The sequence below is a fragment of the Vibrio sp. 11-4(1) genome, assembly GCF_013048625.1.
Classification (GTDB): Bacteria; Pseudomonadota; Gammaproteobacteria; order Enterobacterales; family Vibrionaceae; genus Vibrio; species Vibrio diabolicus.
On record NZ_VHSY01000004.1, the window covers coordinates 372,006 to 386,638 of the forward strand.

General features: G+C 44.4%; 18 protein-coding genes. 7 read left to right on the top strand and 11 right to left on the bottom strand.

Annotated features, from left to right (window positions below; translation table 11 throughout):
- Positions 1-109: 109 nt before the first annotated feature.
- Positions 110-1,552: a sensor domain-containing diguanylate cyclase gene (locus FKN16_RS10550; protein ID WP_170902645.1), complete on the bottom strand. Its 1,443-nt coding sequence runs from the start codon at positions 1,550-1,552 to the stop codon at positions 110-112.
- A 142-nt stretch (positions 1,553-1,694) separates the two neighbouring features.
- Positions 1,695-2,036 (bottom strand): ribosome alternative rescue factor ArfA, encoded by a 342-nt coding sequence (locus FKN16_RS10555; protein ID WP_104972780.1) that lies wholly within the window; start codon positions 2,034-2,036, stop codon positions 1,695-1,697.
- Between the two features lie 364 nt (positions 2,037-2,400).
- Here FKN16_RS10555 and FKN16_RS10560 point away from each other — a divergent pair, with 364 nt between their 5' ends.
- The 4 genes from FKN16_RS10560 (at position 2,401) to FKN16_RS10575 (ending at position 4,247) form a co-directional block, all read left to right on the top strand.
- Positions 2,401-2,610, top strand: a complete 210-nt coding sequence (locus FKN16_RS10560) for a cold-shock protein (RefSeq protein ID WP_005375625.1) — start codon at positions 2,401-2,403, stop codon at positions 2,608-2,610.
- A gap of 91 nt (positions 2,611-2,701) precedes the next feature.
- Positions 2,702-3,247 carry a YaeQ family protein gene (locus tag FKN16_RS10565; protein ID WP_005391156.1) on the top strand — a complete coding sequence of 182 codons (546 nt, stop codon included), beginning with the start codon at positions 2,702-2,704 and terminating at the stop codon, positions 3,245-3,247.
- The gene (locus FKN16_RS10570; protein WP_104972781.1) at positions 3,234-3,776 is read left to right on the top strand and encodes a hypothetical protein; all 543 of its coding nucleotides are present in this window, start codon (positions 3,234-3,236) and stop codon (positions 3,774-3,776) included. The genes FKN16_RS10565 and FKN16_RS10570 overlap by 14 nt, the downstream gene beginning before the upstream one ends.
- Before the next feature lie 111 nt (positions 3,777-3,887).
- Complete coding sequence (locus FKN16_RS10575) at positions 3,888-4,247, top strand: glutaredoxin (RefSeq protein WP_053809555.1); 360 nt, start codon at positions 3,888-3,890, stop codon at positions 4,245-4,247.
- Between the two features lie 192 nt (positions 4,248-4,439).
- Here FKN16_RS10575 and FKN16_RS10580 read toward each other — a convergent pair whose 3' ends face one another.
- Positions 4,440-5,066 (bottom strand): OmpA family protein, encoded by a 627-nt coding sequence (locus FKN16_RS10580; protein WP_053809556.1) that lies wholly within the window; start codon positions 5,064-5,066, stop codon positions 4,440-4,442.
- A 278-nt stretch (positions 5,067-5,344) separates the two neighbouring features.
- Here FKN16_RS10580 and FKN16_RS10585 point away from each other — a divergent pair, with 278 nt between their 5' ends.
- Together FKN16_RS10585 and FKN16_RS10590 are read left to right on the top strand one after the other, a co-directional pair.
- Positions 5,345-5,977 carry a thiol:disulfide interchange protein DsbA/DsbL gene (locus FKN16_RS10585; protein ID WP_170902646.1) on the top strand — a complete coding sequence of 211 codons (633 nt, stop codon included), beginning with the start codon at positions 5,345-5,347 and terminating at the stop codon, positions 5,975-5,977.
- Positions 5,978-5,990: 13 nt separating this feature from the next.
- Positions 5,991-6,464, top strand: coding sequence for an FKBP-type peptidyl-prolyl cis-trans isomerase (locus FKN16_RS10590; RefSeq protein WP_005391162.1), 474 nt, complete (start codon positions 5,991-5,993; stop codon positions 6,462-6,464).
- A gap of 81 nt (positions 6,465-6,545) precedes the next feature.
- Here the strand turns inward: FKN16_RS10590 and cyoE are convergent, their stop codons facing one another.
- Genes cyoE through FKN16_RS10610 form a run of 4 tightly spaced genes read right to left on the bottom strand, consistent with a single transcriptional unit; the run spans position 6,546 to position 9,838 of the window.
- Positions 6,546-7,445 (bottom strand): heme o synthase, encoded by a 900-nt coding sequence (gene cyoE / locus FKN16_RS10595; RefSeq protein WP_170902647.1) that lies wholly within the window; start codon positions 7,443-7,445, stop codon positions 6,546-6,548.
- On the bottom strand, positions 7,438-8,457 hold the full coding sequence (locus FKN16_RS10600) for a COX15/CtaA family protein (protein ID WP_170902648.1): 1,020 nt from the start codon (positions 8,455-8,457) through the stop codon (positions 7,438-7,440). The genes cyoE and FKN16_RS10600 overlap by 8 nt, the downstream gene beginning before the upstream one ends.
- A 12-nt stretch (positions 8,458-8,469) precedes the next feature.
- Positions 8,470-9,006 carry a hypothetical protein gene (locus tag FKN16_RS10605; RefSeq protein WP_047008370.1) on the bottom strand — a complete coding sequence of 179 codons (537 nt, stop codon included), beginning with the start codon at positions 9,004-9,006 and terminating at the stop codon, positions 8,470-8,472.
- Positions 8,996-9,838 carry an SURF1 family protein gene (locus FKN16_RS10610; RefSeq protein ID WP_170902649.1) on the bottom strand — a complete coding sequence of 281 codons (843 nt, stop codon included), beginning with the start codon at positions 9,836-9,838 and terminating at the stop codon, positions 8,996-8,998. Before FKN16_RS10610 ends, FKN16_RS10605 begins: the two co-directional genes overlap by 11 nt.
- On the opposite strand from FKN16_RS10610, the gene FKN16_RS10615 reads away from it, so the two are divergent.
- Positions 9,786-10,022 (top strand): DUF2909 family protein, encoded by a 237-nt coding sequence (locus tag FKN16_RS10615; protein WP_170902650.1) that lies wholly within the window; start codon positions 9,786-9,788, stop codon positions 10,020-10,022. The two genes, FKN16_RS10610 and FKN16_RS10615, sit on opposite strands and share 53 nt — an antisense overlap.
- Positions 10,023-10,035: 13 nt before the next feature.
- Here the strand turns inward: FKN16_RS10615 and FKN16_RS10620 are convergent, their stop codons facing one another.
- Genes FKN16_RS10620 through coxB form a run of 4 tightly spaced genes read right to left on the bottom strand, consistent with a single transcriptional unit; the run spans position 10,036 to position 14,322 of the window.
- Positions 10,036-10,920 (bottom strand): cytochrome c oxidase subunit 3, encoded by an 885-nt coding sequence (locus tag FKN16_RS10620; RefSeq protein ID WP_170902651.1) that lies wholly within the window; start codon positions 10,918-10,920, stop codon positions 10,036-10,038.
- Between the two features lie 51 nt (positions 10,921-10,971).
- Positions 10,972-11,511: a cytochrome c oxidase assembly protein gene (locus tag FKN16_RS10625; protein ID WP_005391173.1), complete on the bottom strand. Its 540-nt coding sequence runs from the start codon at positions 11,509-11,511 to the stop codon at positions 10,972-10,974.
- Between the two features lie 19 nt (positions 11,512-11,530).
- Entirely contained in the window at positions 11,531-13,162 is a 1,632-nt protein-coding gene (gene ctaD / locus FKN16_RS10630; RefSeq protein WP_170902652.1) for a cytochrome c oxidase subunit I, read from the bottom strand.
- A complete protein-coding gene (gene coxB / locus FKN16_RS10635) occupies positions 13,159-14,322 on the bottom strand; it encodes a cytochrome c oxidase subunit II (protein ID WP_170902653.1) in 1,164 nt (387 codons plus the stop codon). The genes ctaD and coxB overlap by 4 nt, the downstream gene beginning before the upstream one ends.
- Between the last annotated feature and the right edge of the window lie 311 nt (positions 14,323-14,633).

A 14,633-nucleotide genomic window follows, 5' to 3' on the forward strand; every position in this document is an offset into this window, starting at 1 on the left:
TTTGTACCGACACGACCTAGAATTTGAATCGAAACGGGTATAATAATTTTAAATTCAATTGAGTATAGCAAGTGAGGATTTAGAAATAGCGATTGGTGACTCAAAAATGCTAAGGGACTTGACGAAGCTCAGGTTGAAACTGGCTGTCTGTTATGACTTGAAACACCGCGCGATTTTTACCTTCAGACTTACCTTGATACATCAGTTGATCAGCGTCTTGTAAATTCACGATATGAGTAAATTCAGGGTAGTATGCGCAGCCTAAGCTAATGCTCAAATGAATCGCTTGCCCGCCAAGGATAATAGGTTGTTCGTACACGGCTTTGCAGAGCATTTGAGCAAAGTTGCGCGCCTCTCGCTCAGAGAGCGATGCCGTCACGAGTGCGAACTCTTCTCCGCCAATTCTCGCTAATGTCATACGTTCATCAGTCATTGATTTTGCTGTTTCAGCCACGGCCACTATCGCTCTATCTCCGACAAGATGACCGTATTGGTCATTAATTGATTTAAAATCATCAATATCAAATACCATTACCGTCAAGCTTCGCTGCAAGTGATTCAAGAGCGCCAATTGTTCAATCAAGTGTCTACGGTTGTAGAGTTTTGTTAGGGAATCCGTTAACGTCATCTCCAGCAATTGCTGGTTAGCAATCGTCAATTGTCTTGTGCGCAGCGCAACCATGCGTTTGAGTGCGAAGATATGATACAGCGTCGCGACCGCCATAACGAAAATCGCAATAGGTAGGAGATAAAGAGGATAGACCGTTTTCACCACACTCCACCGATTGAGGATCCTTTCTCGATCTGTATCGATAACTTTTTCAAACGCTCGAGAGACATCCAAAATGGAAGCAGAACTATGCAACCCTGCTGCAATCCGAAGGTCTTTACTATATAAATTTATTACAGGAACAAACATGCCTGCTCCCGGCATAGTTGCCATATAAAAGTTAGCAACTTGAAGGTCCGCGACAAAATACAGCACCTTCTTAGCGACAGCGGCCTGTATCATCGTGTCGTTATTGATGTACTCTGCAATAGGCGCATTAGGATAATTCGTCTTAATAAACTCAGACTCGTAACTTCCTTTAACGACACCAATTGGCAACGTCATTTCACCAGCTAAAACACTTTTGACATCAATCGAAAGCACGTCTTGATTGACATATAATTTGGTTTGAATGGGCATGATAACTGCGCCAAAATCCAAGTAATCGGCTCTTTCCGATGAGTAAACTAATCCCGCGTGAAAGTCAGCACGCCCCTCTTTTACGGCCTGTAAAGAAGCCTCCCAATCAAGAAGCAGAAACTGAACATCAATTTGGTTGTCCGCCGCATACGCTTTCCAGAAGTCGATCAAAATGCCTTTGGGTTCACCGTCTGGGCTAAGGTAAGAGAATGGCTTCCAAGCTTTGGAGTTAGCAACTATTAAAGAATGAGACTCTGACTTGTGCGCATACGTCATCGGGCAAATAGACAGCCATAGTAGTAACAAAGAAGCACACGCTTTTGTACACTTGCAACCATAAGTACCATAACTCGTCGATGACATACCTACTTCTCACCAGTCTTTTTAAACCATAATCTCGGCTGTTTTGTCTGATCTAAAGATATAGCAGAGCGGTGTCGGACAGGAAGCGGCTCCTATTGATATGAATCTAACTTAGTAGGTTTTAGTACTTATTTGGTACTTTTCAGCGTCTAGTTTTAAGAAGAAAGCTAGCCAGTATAAGGTGAGATAAGAGTGATTTAACTAACACTAAACCATTGAATTTGAATAGTTTGATAAAAACCAGCATCAATAAAAAAGCCCTATTCAAAATCCACATCGGGGAGAACTTTGAATAGGGCTCTTTGCCTCTATGCTTCATTTTCCGACTGAAGCTGCCTTTACCTTTTTTCGCTTTTACTACTCGTGTTCTGAACAATTGACTGGTGACAACCGCTTTTAACGCATTGTCCTTGATTTCACCTCTGCCGAAATCGGTCTCGTGTTGTAACTCATTCGGCTGAGGACTGGTTTTAGGTTTTGCCATAAATCCTCCTTAATGGTCGAACCAGATTGGACAATAATTATATAAATAAGTCAAATTTATAGATTTAGTTGAATTTTATGCTGAAAACTTCACATCACCGTCATTTATTTGAAATTTAATCAAAAACATGCTGGTTAAATAGTGACTAAATACAAATATTTGTCCATAAAGCACTAATATATGTTGACTCTTCGTGGAATTAACCTAGACTCAAACACGGCTAGAAAGAAAGTTCTTTGTTTTCACATTTCGTTGGATTACTTGTAACCCGTCGTCCTGTGGTACGCAATAGCAATTTATTTTTCCACGCTATAAGCGCCGTTGAGGCGAAAGATTACATTATTTAGATATTTAGGAAATAGACATGTCTAACACAGCTACTGGCACAGTTAAGTGGTTCAACGAAACTAAAGGCTTCGGTTTCATTCAACAAGAAAACGGTCCTGACGTATTTGCTCACTTCTCTGCAATCACTGGTGACGGCTTCCGTACTCTAGTTGAAGGCCAGAAAGTAGAATTTGTTATCTCTCAAGGTCAAAAAGGCCCTCAAGCAGAGCAAATCAAAGTACTTTAATTCTTAAAGAATTTGATACGATAGCCAGCTTCTAAAGCTGGCTATTTTTTTGTCTATAACTTATTTTTGCCAACAAAAACGATATAAATCCATGGCTCTTAAACCGACTATTTATAAATTTCGTATCGCCATTTCCGATATGAATAACGACTATTACGATTCTAAAAATCTAACTATCGCCCTTCACCCTTCAGAAAAACCTCAACGAATGCTGGCTCGTGTTTTAGCTTACTGCTTAAACGCTCAAAGTAATTTAGAGTTTACGAAAGGGCTTTCTACAATTGAAGAGCCTGATTTATGGCATGTTGGCGATGATCAAAGCATTACTCACTGGATTGAAATTGGCGAACCAGAACCAGAAAGAATTAAGAAAGCCTCTCGCCTAGCAAAACACGTGAAAGTCTACACTTATAACACTAAAGCGACGGTATGGTGGGATAAAATGTCAGGAAAGTTCTCAATGCTTCCCGTCAACGTAGAAAGCTTTGACTACGACGCTATCGACTTGATTTGTCAGCACCTTGACCGAGGCACTAGCCTTTCTGTTATGATTACCGGCAGCTCTATTTTTGTTGATATCAACGATCAACACGTCGAAGTAACGGTGAAGGAACTAAAAAGCCATGACGTCTCTTAATGAACTGAGTCAAGAGATGGGATTCAAAGAAATTCCCTTCGTTAAAGAACATAAAGCGGCAAAGCGACGTTGGTTAAAAGAACAGTCACAACTGTTTACAAAAGTTTGTGAGAACAAACCCGCCACGGCGCCTACTCTTCACCTGCTTGGTCTTTTGACTAAGTCGCATATTGAAGCCAGCGCTAACTATGAGCAACATGCGCATTCTGCCCAGCAAATGCAGCAAGTGCTGACTGACTCCTTGGGTGATGAGCACGCGGATAAGTTCACTAACCAGTCCGCAGAAGACCTTATCTTGATAACTCACCTTTGGCTTTATACTCAAGGCTATTTGAATATGGACTTTAGCTTGGCGCACGATCATGCCGAGCAAACTCAGAATACATTGCAACACGAGCTTGTTGTAAAACGCATGGATGTTGATGCATTCAGAACCGAACTGATGCAAAGCTTTTATCTAGGTAGAGAAGCCAGTCCAGCTTCGACTAGCGGTTTTTGGGGCAGGTTAAAACGCTTATTTTCCGCATAAAATACATGGTTTTATCCATTTCAAACAACTGATAGACTTCACGCTCAATGCAACAAGCATCATTATTGCATTTTTAAAGGACAATTACCCAATGAACATCAAGGGATCATTATGAAGTTTATCCGTTGGATTTTAGGCAAGGTTATCTTATTGCTGAACGCCGTGTTCTCACCTCGTGGTATTAAACGCAGTGCAGAAGAACAACAACGTATTGATGAAAAAGCAAAGCAATACGCACTTTACCAATTTGAAGCTTGCCCTTTTTGCGTAAAAGTCCGCCGTGCAATGAAGCGTCAATCAGTGAACATTGAGCTACGTGATGCAAAAAATAACCCGACTCATCGAGCTGAACTGGAGCAAGGTGGTGGACGAATTAAAGTCCCTTGTCTGCGTATCGAAAAAGATGGCGAAACACAGTGGCTATACGAGTCATCTGACATCGTCGCTTACGTTGAAAAAGAATTTGCCTAAGTTCCCCCTATGAACATTGGCGGATGTAAAAGAGGCACCATACAGGTGCCTCTTTTCTATTCAGTCTAGCTGCTCGTTGCTATGCCTAGCCTTTGGGTTCACTCTTCTTGCTCATTCCCAGACGGAAACGCCAGTAAACACATAAGGGCTCAGTGAAAACGACACGACGTAGTTTATCGACCAGCCACCGCCTTACTCATCAACGATCAGCGTTAGCTCTACGCGTCGATTACAAGCTTTGCCACTGGCTGTCGCATTGCTGCACTGCGGTACATACTCGCCAAAACCTCTAGAAAACACGCGTTGACGAGGAATACTCGTCGCCAGCAGTTGCTTTTCCACTTCACGAGCTCGTTTTTCTGACAACGTGTCATTAAAGCTGGCGGCTCCCGTGCTATCGGCATGGCCATCGATCACGACATCCACATCCGTTCTTCCTGCTAGATAGTGACCAATGTTTCGAATCCAGTCTTGAGATTGCGCTGATAACTGAGCAGAGCCAGTTTGAAAATGCACTTGCTCTTTCAAACGTATCATTAAGTGACCGCCACTGAGTGTCTCATGAGGAATATTGTGCCTGTTCAGAAACATTTCCAGAGAGGTCACATTTTGCGACTTTTTTACTGATGCCCTCTCAGTCTGATACGTGCGAGGTGAAGAAGCCACACTGGAGGCGCTCGGATAGCCCCACTCAGGATGTCTCAGCTCGGTGTTTGTTTTAGGAGCTGTATCTAAAATGTTCCCGCCAGGAACCATGTCTTGATCAAGGCTACTGCACCCAGTCAGAATGCCGCAAACAATTAAAAACCACTGCTTCATACCACTACCAACTTAGAAAAACTCTTGTCCATTGTGTCGACAAAACACGCCAAATCTTTAGCGCTTTTATCCGCCGATTGGTTTGTATATGCAGCGTTCATGCCACTGGAATCAATATCAAGTATCTCTCAAATAAAAAGCGATGCCAAAATATCTCCCTGCAGCCTACACATCAGGAAAAGTCTGTTACCAATCGTCTCACTTTATTGTTATTTAATGGTTTTAGTCACTATCGTTAACCGATAAACTAACGCAAATTTCTTACTTAGAGCATTATTATGTTAAAAACCATATCGAAAGGCTTTGCTGTGATTGCCGCTATGATGGCTTTGTCGGCATGCGATAGCGGCAACACTCAGCCTCAGCAAGGCAAACAATACGAAGTTTTGCCTGTATCCCTTGAAGAATATGATTTGGCGCCATTGACAGAAGCTTTTGCCCTAACTTGCGGCCACTGCCGTTCAATGGAAGAGTTTGTCCCTCAAATCGAATCGCTAACTGAGCAAAGCGTTGAAAAAATGCATGTAACTTTCAATGAAAGTGCACAAGTAAGCGCCATCATCTTCTACACTGCAGTCATGCAGCTAGAGTCGACACCTGACAAAGCATTTATGGCGGATCTTTTTGCTGCCGTACAAATGGGTCCTGATGCGACTGCTGAGGAACGTCAAATCGCCGTAGACAAAGCCTTTGAGTCTCGCAACCTTATCAGCCCTTACCATTTAGATGAAGCACAGCAAAAAACGCTGTTTGAGTACATCACTAAGGCAGAAGCGATCACGACTCGCGGCCAAATTAACTCCGTTCCAGCCTTTATCGTTAACGGAAAATACCAAGTCATTACTGGTGGTCATGACAGCGTCGAAGCCATGGCAGAAACCATTAACTATTTGCTAAAACAACCTAAATAGACAAGGAGCTTACGTGTCTAAATTTTTGTTCCCTCTCATTATTTTCATTCTGGCGGGCTTTTTCATTTACCGCACTTGGACAAACCATAAAGTAGCGGATGAAAACTTTGCGAAAGGCCAAGCATTCTTGCTCGAGAATGCGAAGAAAGAAGGCGTCATTACAACAGAAAGTGGTCTTCAATATATTGTTCTTGAAAAAGGCGAAGGTGAGGTTCACCCAACCGCGACAAGCAAAGTCAAAGTGCACTACCACGGCACGTTGATTGATGGCACTGTGTTTGATAGCTCCGTTAATCGCGGTGAGCCAATTTCGTTTGGTCTTAACCAAGTCATTAAAGGCTGGCAAGAAGGCCTACAATACATGGTCGAAGGTGAAAAAATCCGCCTTTTCGTACCAAGCACGCTCGGTTATGGCAAAAGTGGCTCAGGCCCAATTCCACCAGCAAGTGTTTTGATCTTTGATGTTGAATTGTTAGAGATTCAATAGTTCTAGAAACTTTGCATTAAAGCCAAACTATCAAAACCAAAAACGCCGCGAACCACGCGGCGTTTTCTGTTTAAAGAGAGGCTACAAGCCAATATAGTGATCCGAAAGCAATGCAATGAATAACGCAAAAAGGTGATAGATAGAAAATTTAAACGTCTCCATCGCGGTATTGAGCTCTGGCGCGTATTTTAGCTTCCATGCATGGTACATAAAGCCAGCGTTAAGTAGTAACGAGGCAAAAAGATAAACTACGCCGACCATTCCAACCAACACCGGCAGCACACAAACCAACGTCAACAACACCGTATACAACAGAATAGAAGTTTTGGTGTACTCGATACCATGTGTCACTGGCAACATTGGAATATTCACCTTACGATAGTCCTCTACGCGATGAATTGCGAGTGCCCAAAAGTGTGGTGGCGTCCAGATAAAAATGATCATCACAAGCAGCCAAGCATTCGCATGCAACTGCCCTGTTACGGCAGTCCAACCGAGAAGAGGCGGCATCGCACCCGCAATACCTGCAATTACGATATTTTGGGGCGTAGCGCGTTTGAGGTACATGGTGTACACCATCGCATAGCCGAGTAAACTCATCAAAGTCAGCCATGCCGTCAGTGGGTTGACCAGCGCATATAAAAGAACAAACCCTATGACGCCTAACGCCGTCGCAAAGGTTATCACCGATAACGGCTTAGCTTCACCCGATGGCAACGGACGTTTGTGTGTCCGAGACATTCTCGCATCAATGCGGCGGTCAATCAGGTGATTAAACGCTGCCGCGGAGCCTGCCATCAAACCAATGCCTGTTAGGCCAACCGCCGCCTGCAACCAAGGAAACTCAGTAACAGGCGCTAAACTCATCCCGACAACGGCCGTCACCAGCATTAATGCGACTACTTTAGGCTTCGTTAACTTCAAATAAACGGAACTTAGTCGCTTTCGCTCATTTAACGACAGTGCGATTTCTTTACTCATAGCGAACTCCTTTCGCGGTGTAACTCCAAGCTTTTTTGCCTTGCCACAAATAAAACTGACTCACACAAACAAGACTTAACATAATGGCGGCACCCAAGTTATGTGCCACGGCGACATAAATAGGAAGTTGGAATACGACATTGCTCACGCCCAACATAATTTGACACGCTAAAGTGAGTAGTAACCATCCTCCAATGCGCTGTGAATGATGGGAATCTTGCCTCATGAGCATAATGCTATAAGCCAATACGACGGTGGCGGTTACAATCGCACCGAGGCGATGCGTAACATGTATGGTCATTCTTGCCGGATACTCCAATACACCAAACTCGTAATTCTCGAATCCGGTTTGCCAGAAAGAAAACGCCTCTTTCCATGAGAGATGACTCATCCAATCTCCCTCACAAATCGGCAGTGAGGTGCACATGAGCGCGGCATAGTTTGACGAAGTCCACCCTCCGAGCAGCACCTGCATAAAAACAACCAGAAAGACCAATAATGAGAAGCCTCGCAGCGAGCTGGAAGATGGAGAAAAATAGAGATTATTTTGCGCTTTTAACTGACAGTAAAAAATCGCCTGCAGAACCAGTAAAGTAAAGCCACCAAGCAGATGAAGCATTACGATGACTGGCATTAATTTGAGCGTTACGGTCCACATCCCCAAAAGTGCTTGCCCGACCACCAGTACACTGAGCAGCATCGGAATAGTAGGATTCACGCGCTCAGACCTCATTGATATCACTGTCATGGCAAAAATGACCAAACCCAACGTTCCTGCAAAATAGCGATGAATCATTTCAAGCCATGCTTTCTCATGCTCGACTGCCCGTTCAGGGAAATTAAGATTGGCACGTATTACGTCTTCTTCTTGATGAGGCACACCAAAGTGCCCATAGCAGCCGGGCCAATCAGGGCAACCTAACCCTGCATCAGAAAGGCGAGTATACGCGCCTAACATGATCACCACGAAAGTTAGGAGCAAACTGAATTTAACCAACTGAATTAACTTCATATACGCCCCTTTCTAACCAACTCGTGACAATTTTAAGAGCTTGCGTAAATCCGCCAACATACCTTTGTTGAACGAGACTAAATCTTCATTCGGTTTTGGCGAGTAAGACATCACCAATTGCCCTAGAGGATCAACGATTAACATTTGTCCGGGTTTCACTTTGGCGGTAACCGATTGATTCATTTGCATTGTCGTCATCGATACATCTACGGTACCGGACAACTCTGTCTGCCAAAGCACCGGCACCACACGCTCTTGATATTTTCCTAAAGCGACATGGCTTTGCTGAAGCAAGTAAAGCTGCTGCCTGCATTGTTCTGTGCACTCATTAGGTAAAACATAAGCGAGTTGCCACCTGTGCTCCTTGAGTGGGGACTCTTGACCAAGTAGCTCTAACGTTGTGTATGGTTCAACTAACACACCTCTATTGGTCACACCGCTTTGATACCACCCTTGGGTGAGAATGACCTTAGCGATGACGGCAGGAAGCGCAAACGTACACACCAACGCAATCAACATTAGCCGCCCTTTGGTTACTTTAGATGTCATGCTTCACCTCCATATGACGCAATTTTCTTTGCCAACGAACAAACACAATTAAGGTCAATAATAAGAAAACGCCCGCCATCGAAAACCACTGAATCGAATAACCGAAATGCTTGGCGCTGTTGAGCGGCAATGGGTTCCAAGGAAAGTCGTAAGGCCAATTTTTTAGATTGTCTGGCTGCAAGACTGCGGGCATAAGTTCAATATTAAGTAGCTGATTCAGTTGCACGATATTCAGGTTCTGCACACGAATGGCATCGCCAACTTCTGGCATTAATTCAGAGCTCAGCGGGTTAGCAGATTTTCGGTACAGACGTCCCGTGATAAAGGTCGACACTTCGAGTGTTGTGACGGTTGGTAATACTGAACGATCTGCTATTCCCTCCACAAAACCAAGCTCTAATAATGCATAGGTTCCTGATTCATCACTCATAGAGACAATCTGAAATGCTAAATAGCCCACATTGCCCTGATGCGTTTGGTTATCCAGTAAAATCACGGGAAACGCCTGAGGAACAACATTAGCTTCCACTTTTTTCCCGAGAATGCTGCCTTCTCTCCAATCGTTTTCTTCAAGAACTTCGCCTAATGCTTGGTACGCACTATCCGCTCGCGCAAGAATGGCTTGTTCCAAAGCCTGTTTCTCTTGCCCTCTTTCAAGCTGCCAAAAACCCAGTTTGACCAAAAGAGAAAACACAACCACAGTTAAACCAACTGCAACCCAAAACCGTTTCGATAGCCATAATTGTCTTGATAACAACAACGATGAAACCGGAGGTGCTATGTCCACCGTATTTCTATTCAAACTGACGCTTGTCCTTTTGCTGCTTTTCATTATCTTCAACCTCGCAAAAGCGCTTATCGAAATGGTTCGTGAAGACCCAGATAATCCCGAAAAAAGAGACAAACCTATGAGTCATTACTTAGGCCGTCGAGTCATGTTCTCCGCTTTAGTAGTTATCCTTCTACTTATTGCGCTCAGTTCAGGCTGGCTGGCTCCGAATCCCCGTCCTAACTAATCGCCCAATGCACCTACAGCACGTACACGAACACAAATAGACATAACCAAACCACATCCACAAAGTGCCAATACCAACTACCTGCTTGGAAGGCAAAATGGTTCTTAGACGAAAAATGATCTTTAGCGATTCGGAGCAATAATACGATTAAGAAAATCGTCCCAAGACAAACGTGCAAACCGTGAAAACCCGTCAGCATAAAGAAGGTGTTTCCGTAGATACCAGATTGCAACGTGAGCCCCATTTCTTGATAAGCATGAACATACTCAACCGCTTGGTAATATAGGAAAAAGCCCGCAAGCACGATGGTGATTTCCAACCAAACAATCAGTGCCGTTCTTTTGTCTTTTTCAAGGCTTATGTGCGCCATATGCAGTGTAATCGACGACAATAACAGCAAAATAGTATTAGTAAGGGGAATGCCCTGCCACGGCATAGCTTGCGTTGTTTCTCCACCCGGAGTCAGTGTGAGTGGCCACATAGCTTCGAAGGTTGGCCACAAAACCTCGTTGGTCATGAAGTTGTTATCTGCCCCACCTAGCCAAGGCACAGAAATCATCCTGGCGTAAAATAACGCACCAAAAAAGGCACCAAAAAACATCACTTCAGAGAAGATGAACCAGCTCATCCCTTGGCGAAAAGAACGAGTAATTTGCGAGCTGTACTTTCCACTCAGTGACTCAGTAATCACATTACTAAACCAGCCCGCCAACATGTAAAGCAAGAACAGAAAACCTACCGCTAGCACAATACTGCCAATGGTTCCCACAGCCCCTTCACTTTGTGTCCCCTGAACGGTCATTCCTGCACCAACGGCAACTAAAAATAGAGCAAACGCACCGATGATCGGCCAGCTACTTTGAGCGGGAACATAATATGTTCCTGGCTTGTTACTCATAATTTCTCTCCTTACTGACCAGCCTTGGTCTGTATCTCTCTCCTTGAGTGGCTAAGAACCTGTAGGAGGGGGAAGTTTATAGAGTGTGTAAGACAGCGTTAACGTGTGTATCGACTCCGGTAAGTCCGGTTCGATATAAAAAATCAACGGCATTTGAGCTTGTTGTTTGCCATCCAAAGGCTGTTGGTTAAAACAAAAACACTCAATCTTATTGAAATAAGCGGCACCATTCCCGGGAGAAACAGAGGGAACGGCTTGCCCTACCAACTTCTGCCCGCTTTCATTAAATGCAAGGTATTCGGTTTGCACGACTTCACCGGGATGAACGTCCATCGAAATCACTTTGGGTTTAAACTCCCAAGGCATATCGGGGCTTACATGCGCCATAAACTCCACGCGAATGGTTCGGCTCATATCTGGCTGCATACCAGTTGGTTGAATGGCGGCCACTTCACTTGTTTTTCCATTGATACCCAGTGCGTCGCACATTACGTCATACAATGGGACAAGTGCGTAGCCAAACCCGAACATCAAAAGGGTCGCTAAAAGCAACTTCACTGTGAGCTTTTTGTTTGATGGATTCGGTTTCATCTCACTCACCCCTTCGTTTTTAATCGACTTTAGGCGGCGTAGTAAACGTATGATGGGGCGCCGGGCTTGGCACTGTCCATTCTAAGCCTTCCGCACGTTCCCACGGTTTTGCAGCGGCCTTTTCACCGCCACGAATACACTTAATCACCACCCACAAAAAGATCAATTGTGACAACCCAAACGCAAATCCACCAATAGAGACGATTTGATTGACATCAGCAAACTGAATAGCGTAATCCGGGATACGTCTTGGCATACCCGCTAAACCTAGAAAGTGCATCGGGAAAAACAAAACATTAACTGAAATAATCGAGCACCAGAAATGCCACAAACTCAGCTTGTGGTCGTACATATTGCCTGTCCACTTAGGTAGCCAATAGTACGCTGCCGCCATAATCGAGAATACAGCACCAGATACCAACACATAGTGGAAATGCGCAACCACGAAGTAAGTGTCATGATATTGGAAATCCGCCGGCACAATCGCCAGCATCAACCCTGAGAAACCGCCAATCGTAAAGAGCACAATAAAGGCAATGGCAAGCAACATTGGCGTTTCAAATGTCAGAGCCCCACGCCACATGGTGGCGACCCAGTTAAAGACTTTCACCCCTGTTGGTACCGCAATCAGCATGGTGCAATACATAAAGAAAAGCTCTGCAAAAACTGGCATCCCCGTTGTAAACATGTGATGCGCCCACACAAGGAAAGACAACAACGCAATGCTGCACGTCGCGTAAACCATCGAATGATAACCAAACAGCTTCTTGCCACTGAAAGCAGGAAGGATGGCAGAAATGATGCCAAACGACGGTAAAATCATGATGTACACTTCTGGGTGACCAAAGAACCAAAAGATGTGTTGGAACATCACCGGGTCACCGCCACCAGCAGCATCAAAGAAGCTAGTCCCGAAATATTTGTCAGTAAGAACCATCGTCACCGCACCTGCTAATACCGGCATAACCGCGATCAACAAGAAAGCGGTGATTAACCAAGTCCAAACAAACATTGGTAACTTGAACCAAGTCATTCCCGGAGCTCGCATATTTACTATCGTCACGATAACGTTGATCGCGCCCATAATGGAGCTGATCCCCATGATGTGAACAGAGAATACAAACAGCGCGGTGCTATCTGGGCCATAAGTCGTGGACAGCGGAGCATAGAACGTCCAGCCAAAATCGGGGCCGCCGCCAGGTAAAAACAACGAGCTCAATAAAATAAGAAATGCAAAAGGTAGAATCCAAAAGCTCAAGTTGTTCATACGAGGTAGCGCCATATCTGGAGCACCGATCATCATTGGAATCATCCAGTTAGCAAGGCCCGTAAATGCTGGCATCACAGCACCAAACACCATCACCAAACCGTGTACCGTAGTCATTTGATTAAAAAACTGTGGATCAACCAGCTGAAGTCCAGGCTGGAATAGTTCGGCACGAATGACCATCGCCATCGCACCACCAGTCAGAAACATCGCGAAACTAAACCAAAGGTACAGGGTGCCAATGTCTTTATGGTTTGTGGAATACAGCCAACGAGCAATACCTTGGGGAGCATGATGATCATGGCCATCATCAATCGCAATGGTACTGTTTGCACTGGCTTCCGCTGGAGCAGACTTCACTGCCTTATCTGTTGGCTTACTCATATTTCCTCCTTAGCACTGCCTTGTGCCTTAAAGGCATTCACATCGGATGCTTGCACCGTATCGCCAGTGTCGTTGCCCCACGTATTTCGCTGATATGTAATGACCGCAGCAATTTCTTTGTCACTTAACTGGTTCGAAAAAGACTGCATTGCAGTGCCCGGACGGCCATTCACAATCACATCAATGTGCTCTGAAATTGGGCCTGTTGCGATAGGGCTGCCCTTAATCGCGGGAAATGCACCCGGAATCCCCTCACCATTCGCCTGATGGCACACAGCACAACGCGCCGTGTATATCGACTCGCCCTGCGACATCAACTCCTCCATGGATAAGTCTTGAGAGAGCGCTTCTTGTGCCGCGGCTTTTTGAAGTGCGATTTCTTCCTTCTTACTCGCTAACCATTCATCAAACTTTTCTTCTTCCATCGCATGCACCACCACCGGCATGAACCCGTGTGCACGACCACATAGCTCCGCACATTGACCGCGATATACGCCTGGCTCATCAATTCTTGTCCATGCTCCATTAATAAAACCAGGGATGGTGTCTTTCTTGACAGCAAAATCCGGCACCCACCATGAGTGAATGACATCATCAGAAGTCATCAAAAAACGCACTTTACGATTCACAGGCAACACCAAAGGGTTGTCTACTTCCAATAGATAATGCGCGCCTTTTGTCTCGATACCATCAATTTGCTTTTGGCTGGTGGCAAGCAAACTGAAGAACTCCACATCTTCACCAAAATAGCTGTAATGCCATTTCCATTGCGAGCCTGTGATCTTGACCGTGATATCTGATTGGCTTGTGTCTTCCATTGCGACTAAAGTTTTCGTTGCGGGAATCGCCATGGCGACAAGAATGATGATAGGTATGACTGTCCAAATAATTTCCACTTTTGTACTTTCGTGGAAATGTGCAGCAACTGCTCCTTTTGACTTGCGATGACGAAAGATGGAATAGAACATGACACCAAATACAATCAAAGCAATTACGCAGCAGATATAGAAAATCAGCATATGTAATTCATACACTTGCCCACTTATCGCTGTGACCCCTTTGGTCATGTTGTAGTCACTTTCCTTTGACCAACTGAAAGAGGAGAATGTGATTAAAATCACATTCAGTGATAAGGCTAGAGTAGTCGTTAATCTTTTCAAAAGATCTCTCCTCTGCTCAGCCGCTACGCTTGCGCGAGCTTCCTTGCGTCCCGATGCAAATATCGAACAACTTTACGAAAAATCACAAAAACTACGATTTCAACACAGTTTGTTATATTTATGTTAAAAGGCTAGTTATAGTTCCAAGGTTCTTCAAGAAATTAAATATGATTAAATTTTGTTCGGATAAGAAAAATTAATTCGGTTTATCGATTGCCCTCTTTGAAATGTAATTGAGAACCATTTACATTAATTTAAAAGAAAACATTGAGATACTTACAAAACGAAGTGTCCAAGAAAGTAGGCGCCCC

Coding starts and splice junctions, on each gene's coding strand:
- FKN16_RS10550 (WP_170902645.1), bottom strand. CDS start 1,552: ATGTCATCGACGAGTTATGGTACTTATGGTTGCAAGTGTACAAAAGCG.
- FKN16_RS10555 (WP_104972780.1), bottom strand. CDS start 2,036: ATGGCAAAACCTAAAACCAGTCCTCAGCCGAATGAGTTACAACACGAG.
- FKN16_RS10560 (WP_005375625.1), top strand. CDS start 2,401: ATGTCTAACACAGCTACTGGCACAGTTAAGTGGTTCAACGAAACTAAA.
- FKN16_RS10565 (WP_005391156.1), top strand. CDS start 2,702: ATGGCTCTTAAACCGACTATTTATAAATTTCGTATCGCCATTTCCGAT.
- FKN16_RS10570 (WP_104972781.1), top strand. CDS start 3,234: ATGACGTCTCTTAATGAACTGAGTCAAGAGATGGGATTCAAAGAAATT.
- FKN16_RS10575 (WP_053809555.1), top strand. CDS start 3,888: ATGAAGTTTATCCGTTGGATTTTAGGCAAGGTTATCTTATTGCTGAAC.
- FKN16_RS10580 (WP_053809556.1), bottom strand. CDS start 5,066: ATGAAGCAGTGGTTTTTAATTGTTTGCGGCATTCTGACTGGGTGCAGT.
- FKN16_RS10585 (WP_170902646.1), top strand. CDS start 5,345: ATGTTAAAAACCATATCGAAAGGCTTTGCTGTGATTGCCGCTATGATG.
- cyoE (WP_170902647.1), bottom strand. CDS start 7,445: ATGAGTAAAGAAATCGCACTGTCGTTAAATGAGCGAAAGCGACTAAGT.
- FKN16_RS10600 (WP_170902648.1), bottom strand. CDS start 8,457: ATGAAGTTAATTCAGTTGGTTAAATTCAGTTTGCTCCTAACTTTCGTG.
- FKN16_RS10605 (WP_047008370.1), bottom strand. CDS start 9,006: ATGACATCTAAAGTAACCAAAGGGCGGCTAATGTTGATTGCGTTGGTG.
- FKN16_RS10615 (WP_170902650.1), top strand. CDS start 9,786: ATGTCCACCGTATTTCTATTCAAACTGACGCTTGTCCTTTTGCTGCTT.
- FKN16_RS10610 (WP_170902649.1), bottom strand. CDS start 9,838: ATGAAAAGCAGCAAAAGGACAAGCGTCAGTTTGAATAGAAATACGGTG.
- FKN16_RS10620 (WP_170902651.1), bottom strand. CDS start 10,920: ATGAGTAACAAGCCAGGAACATATTATGTTCCCGCTCAAAGTAGCTGG.
- FKN16_RS10625 (WP_005391173.1), bottom strand. CDS start 11,511: ATGAAACCGAATCCATCAAACAAAAAGCTCACAGTGAAGTTGCTTTTA.
- ctaD (WP_170902652.1), bottom strand. CDS start 13,162: ATGAGTAAGCCAACAGATAAGGCAGTGAAGTCTGCTCCAGCGGAAGCC.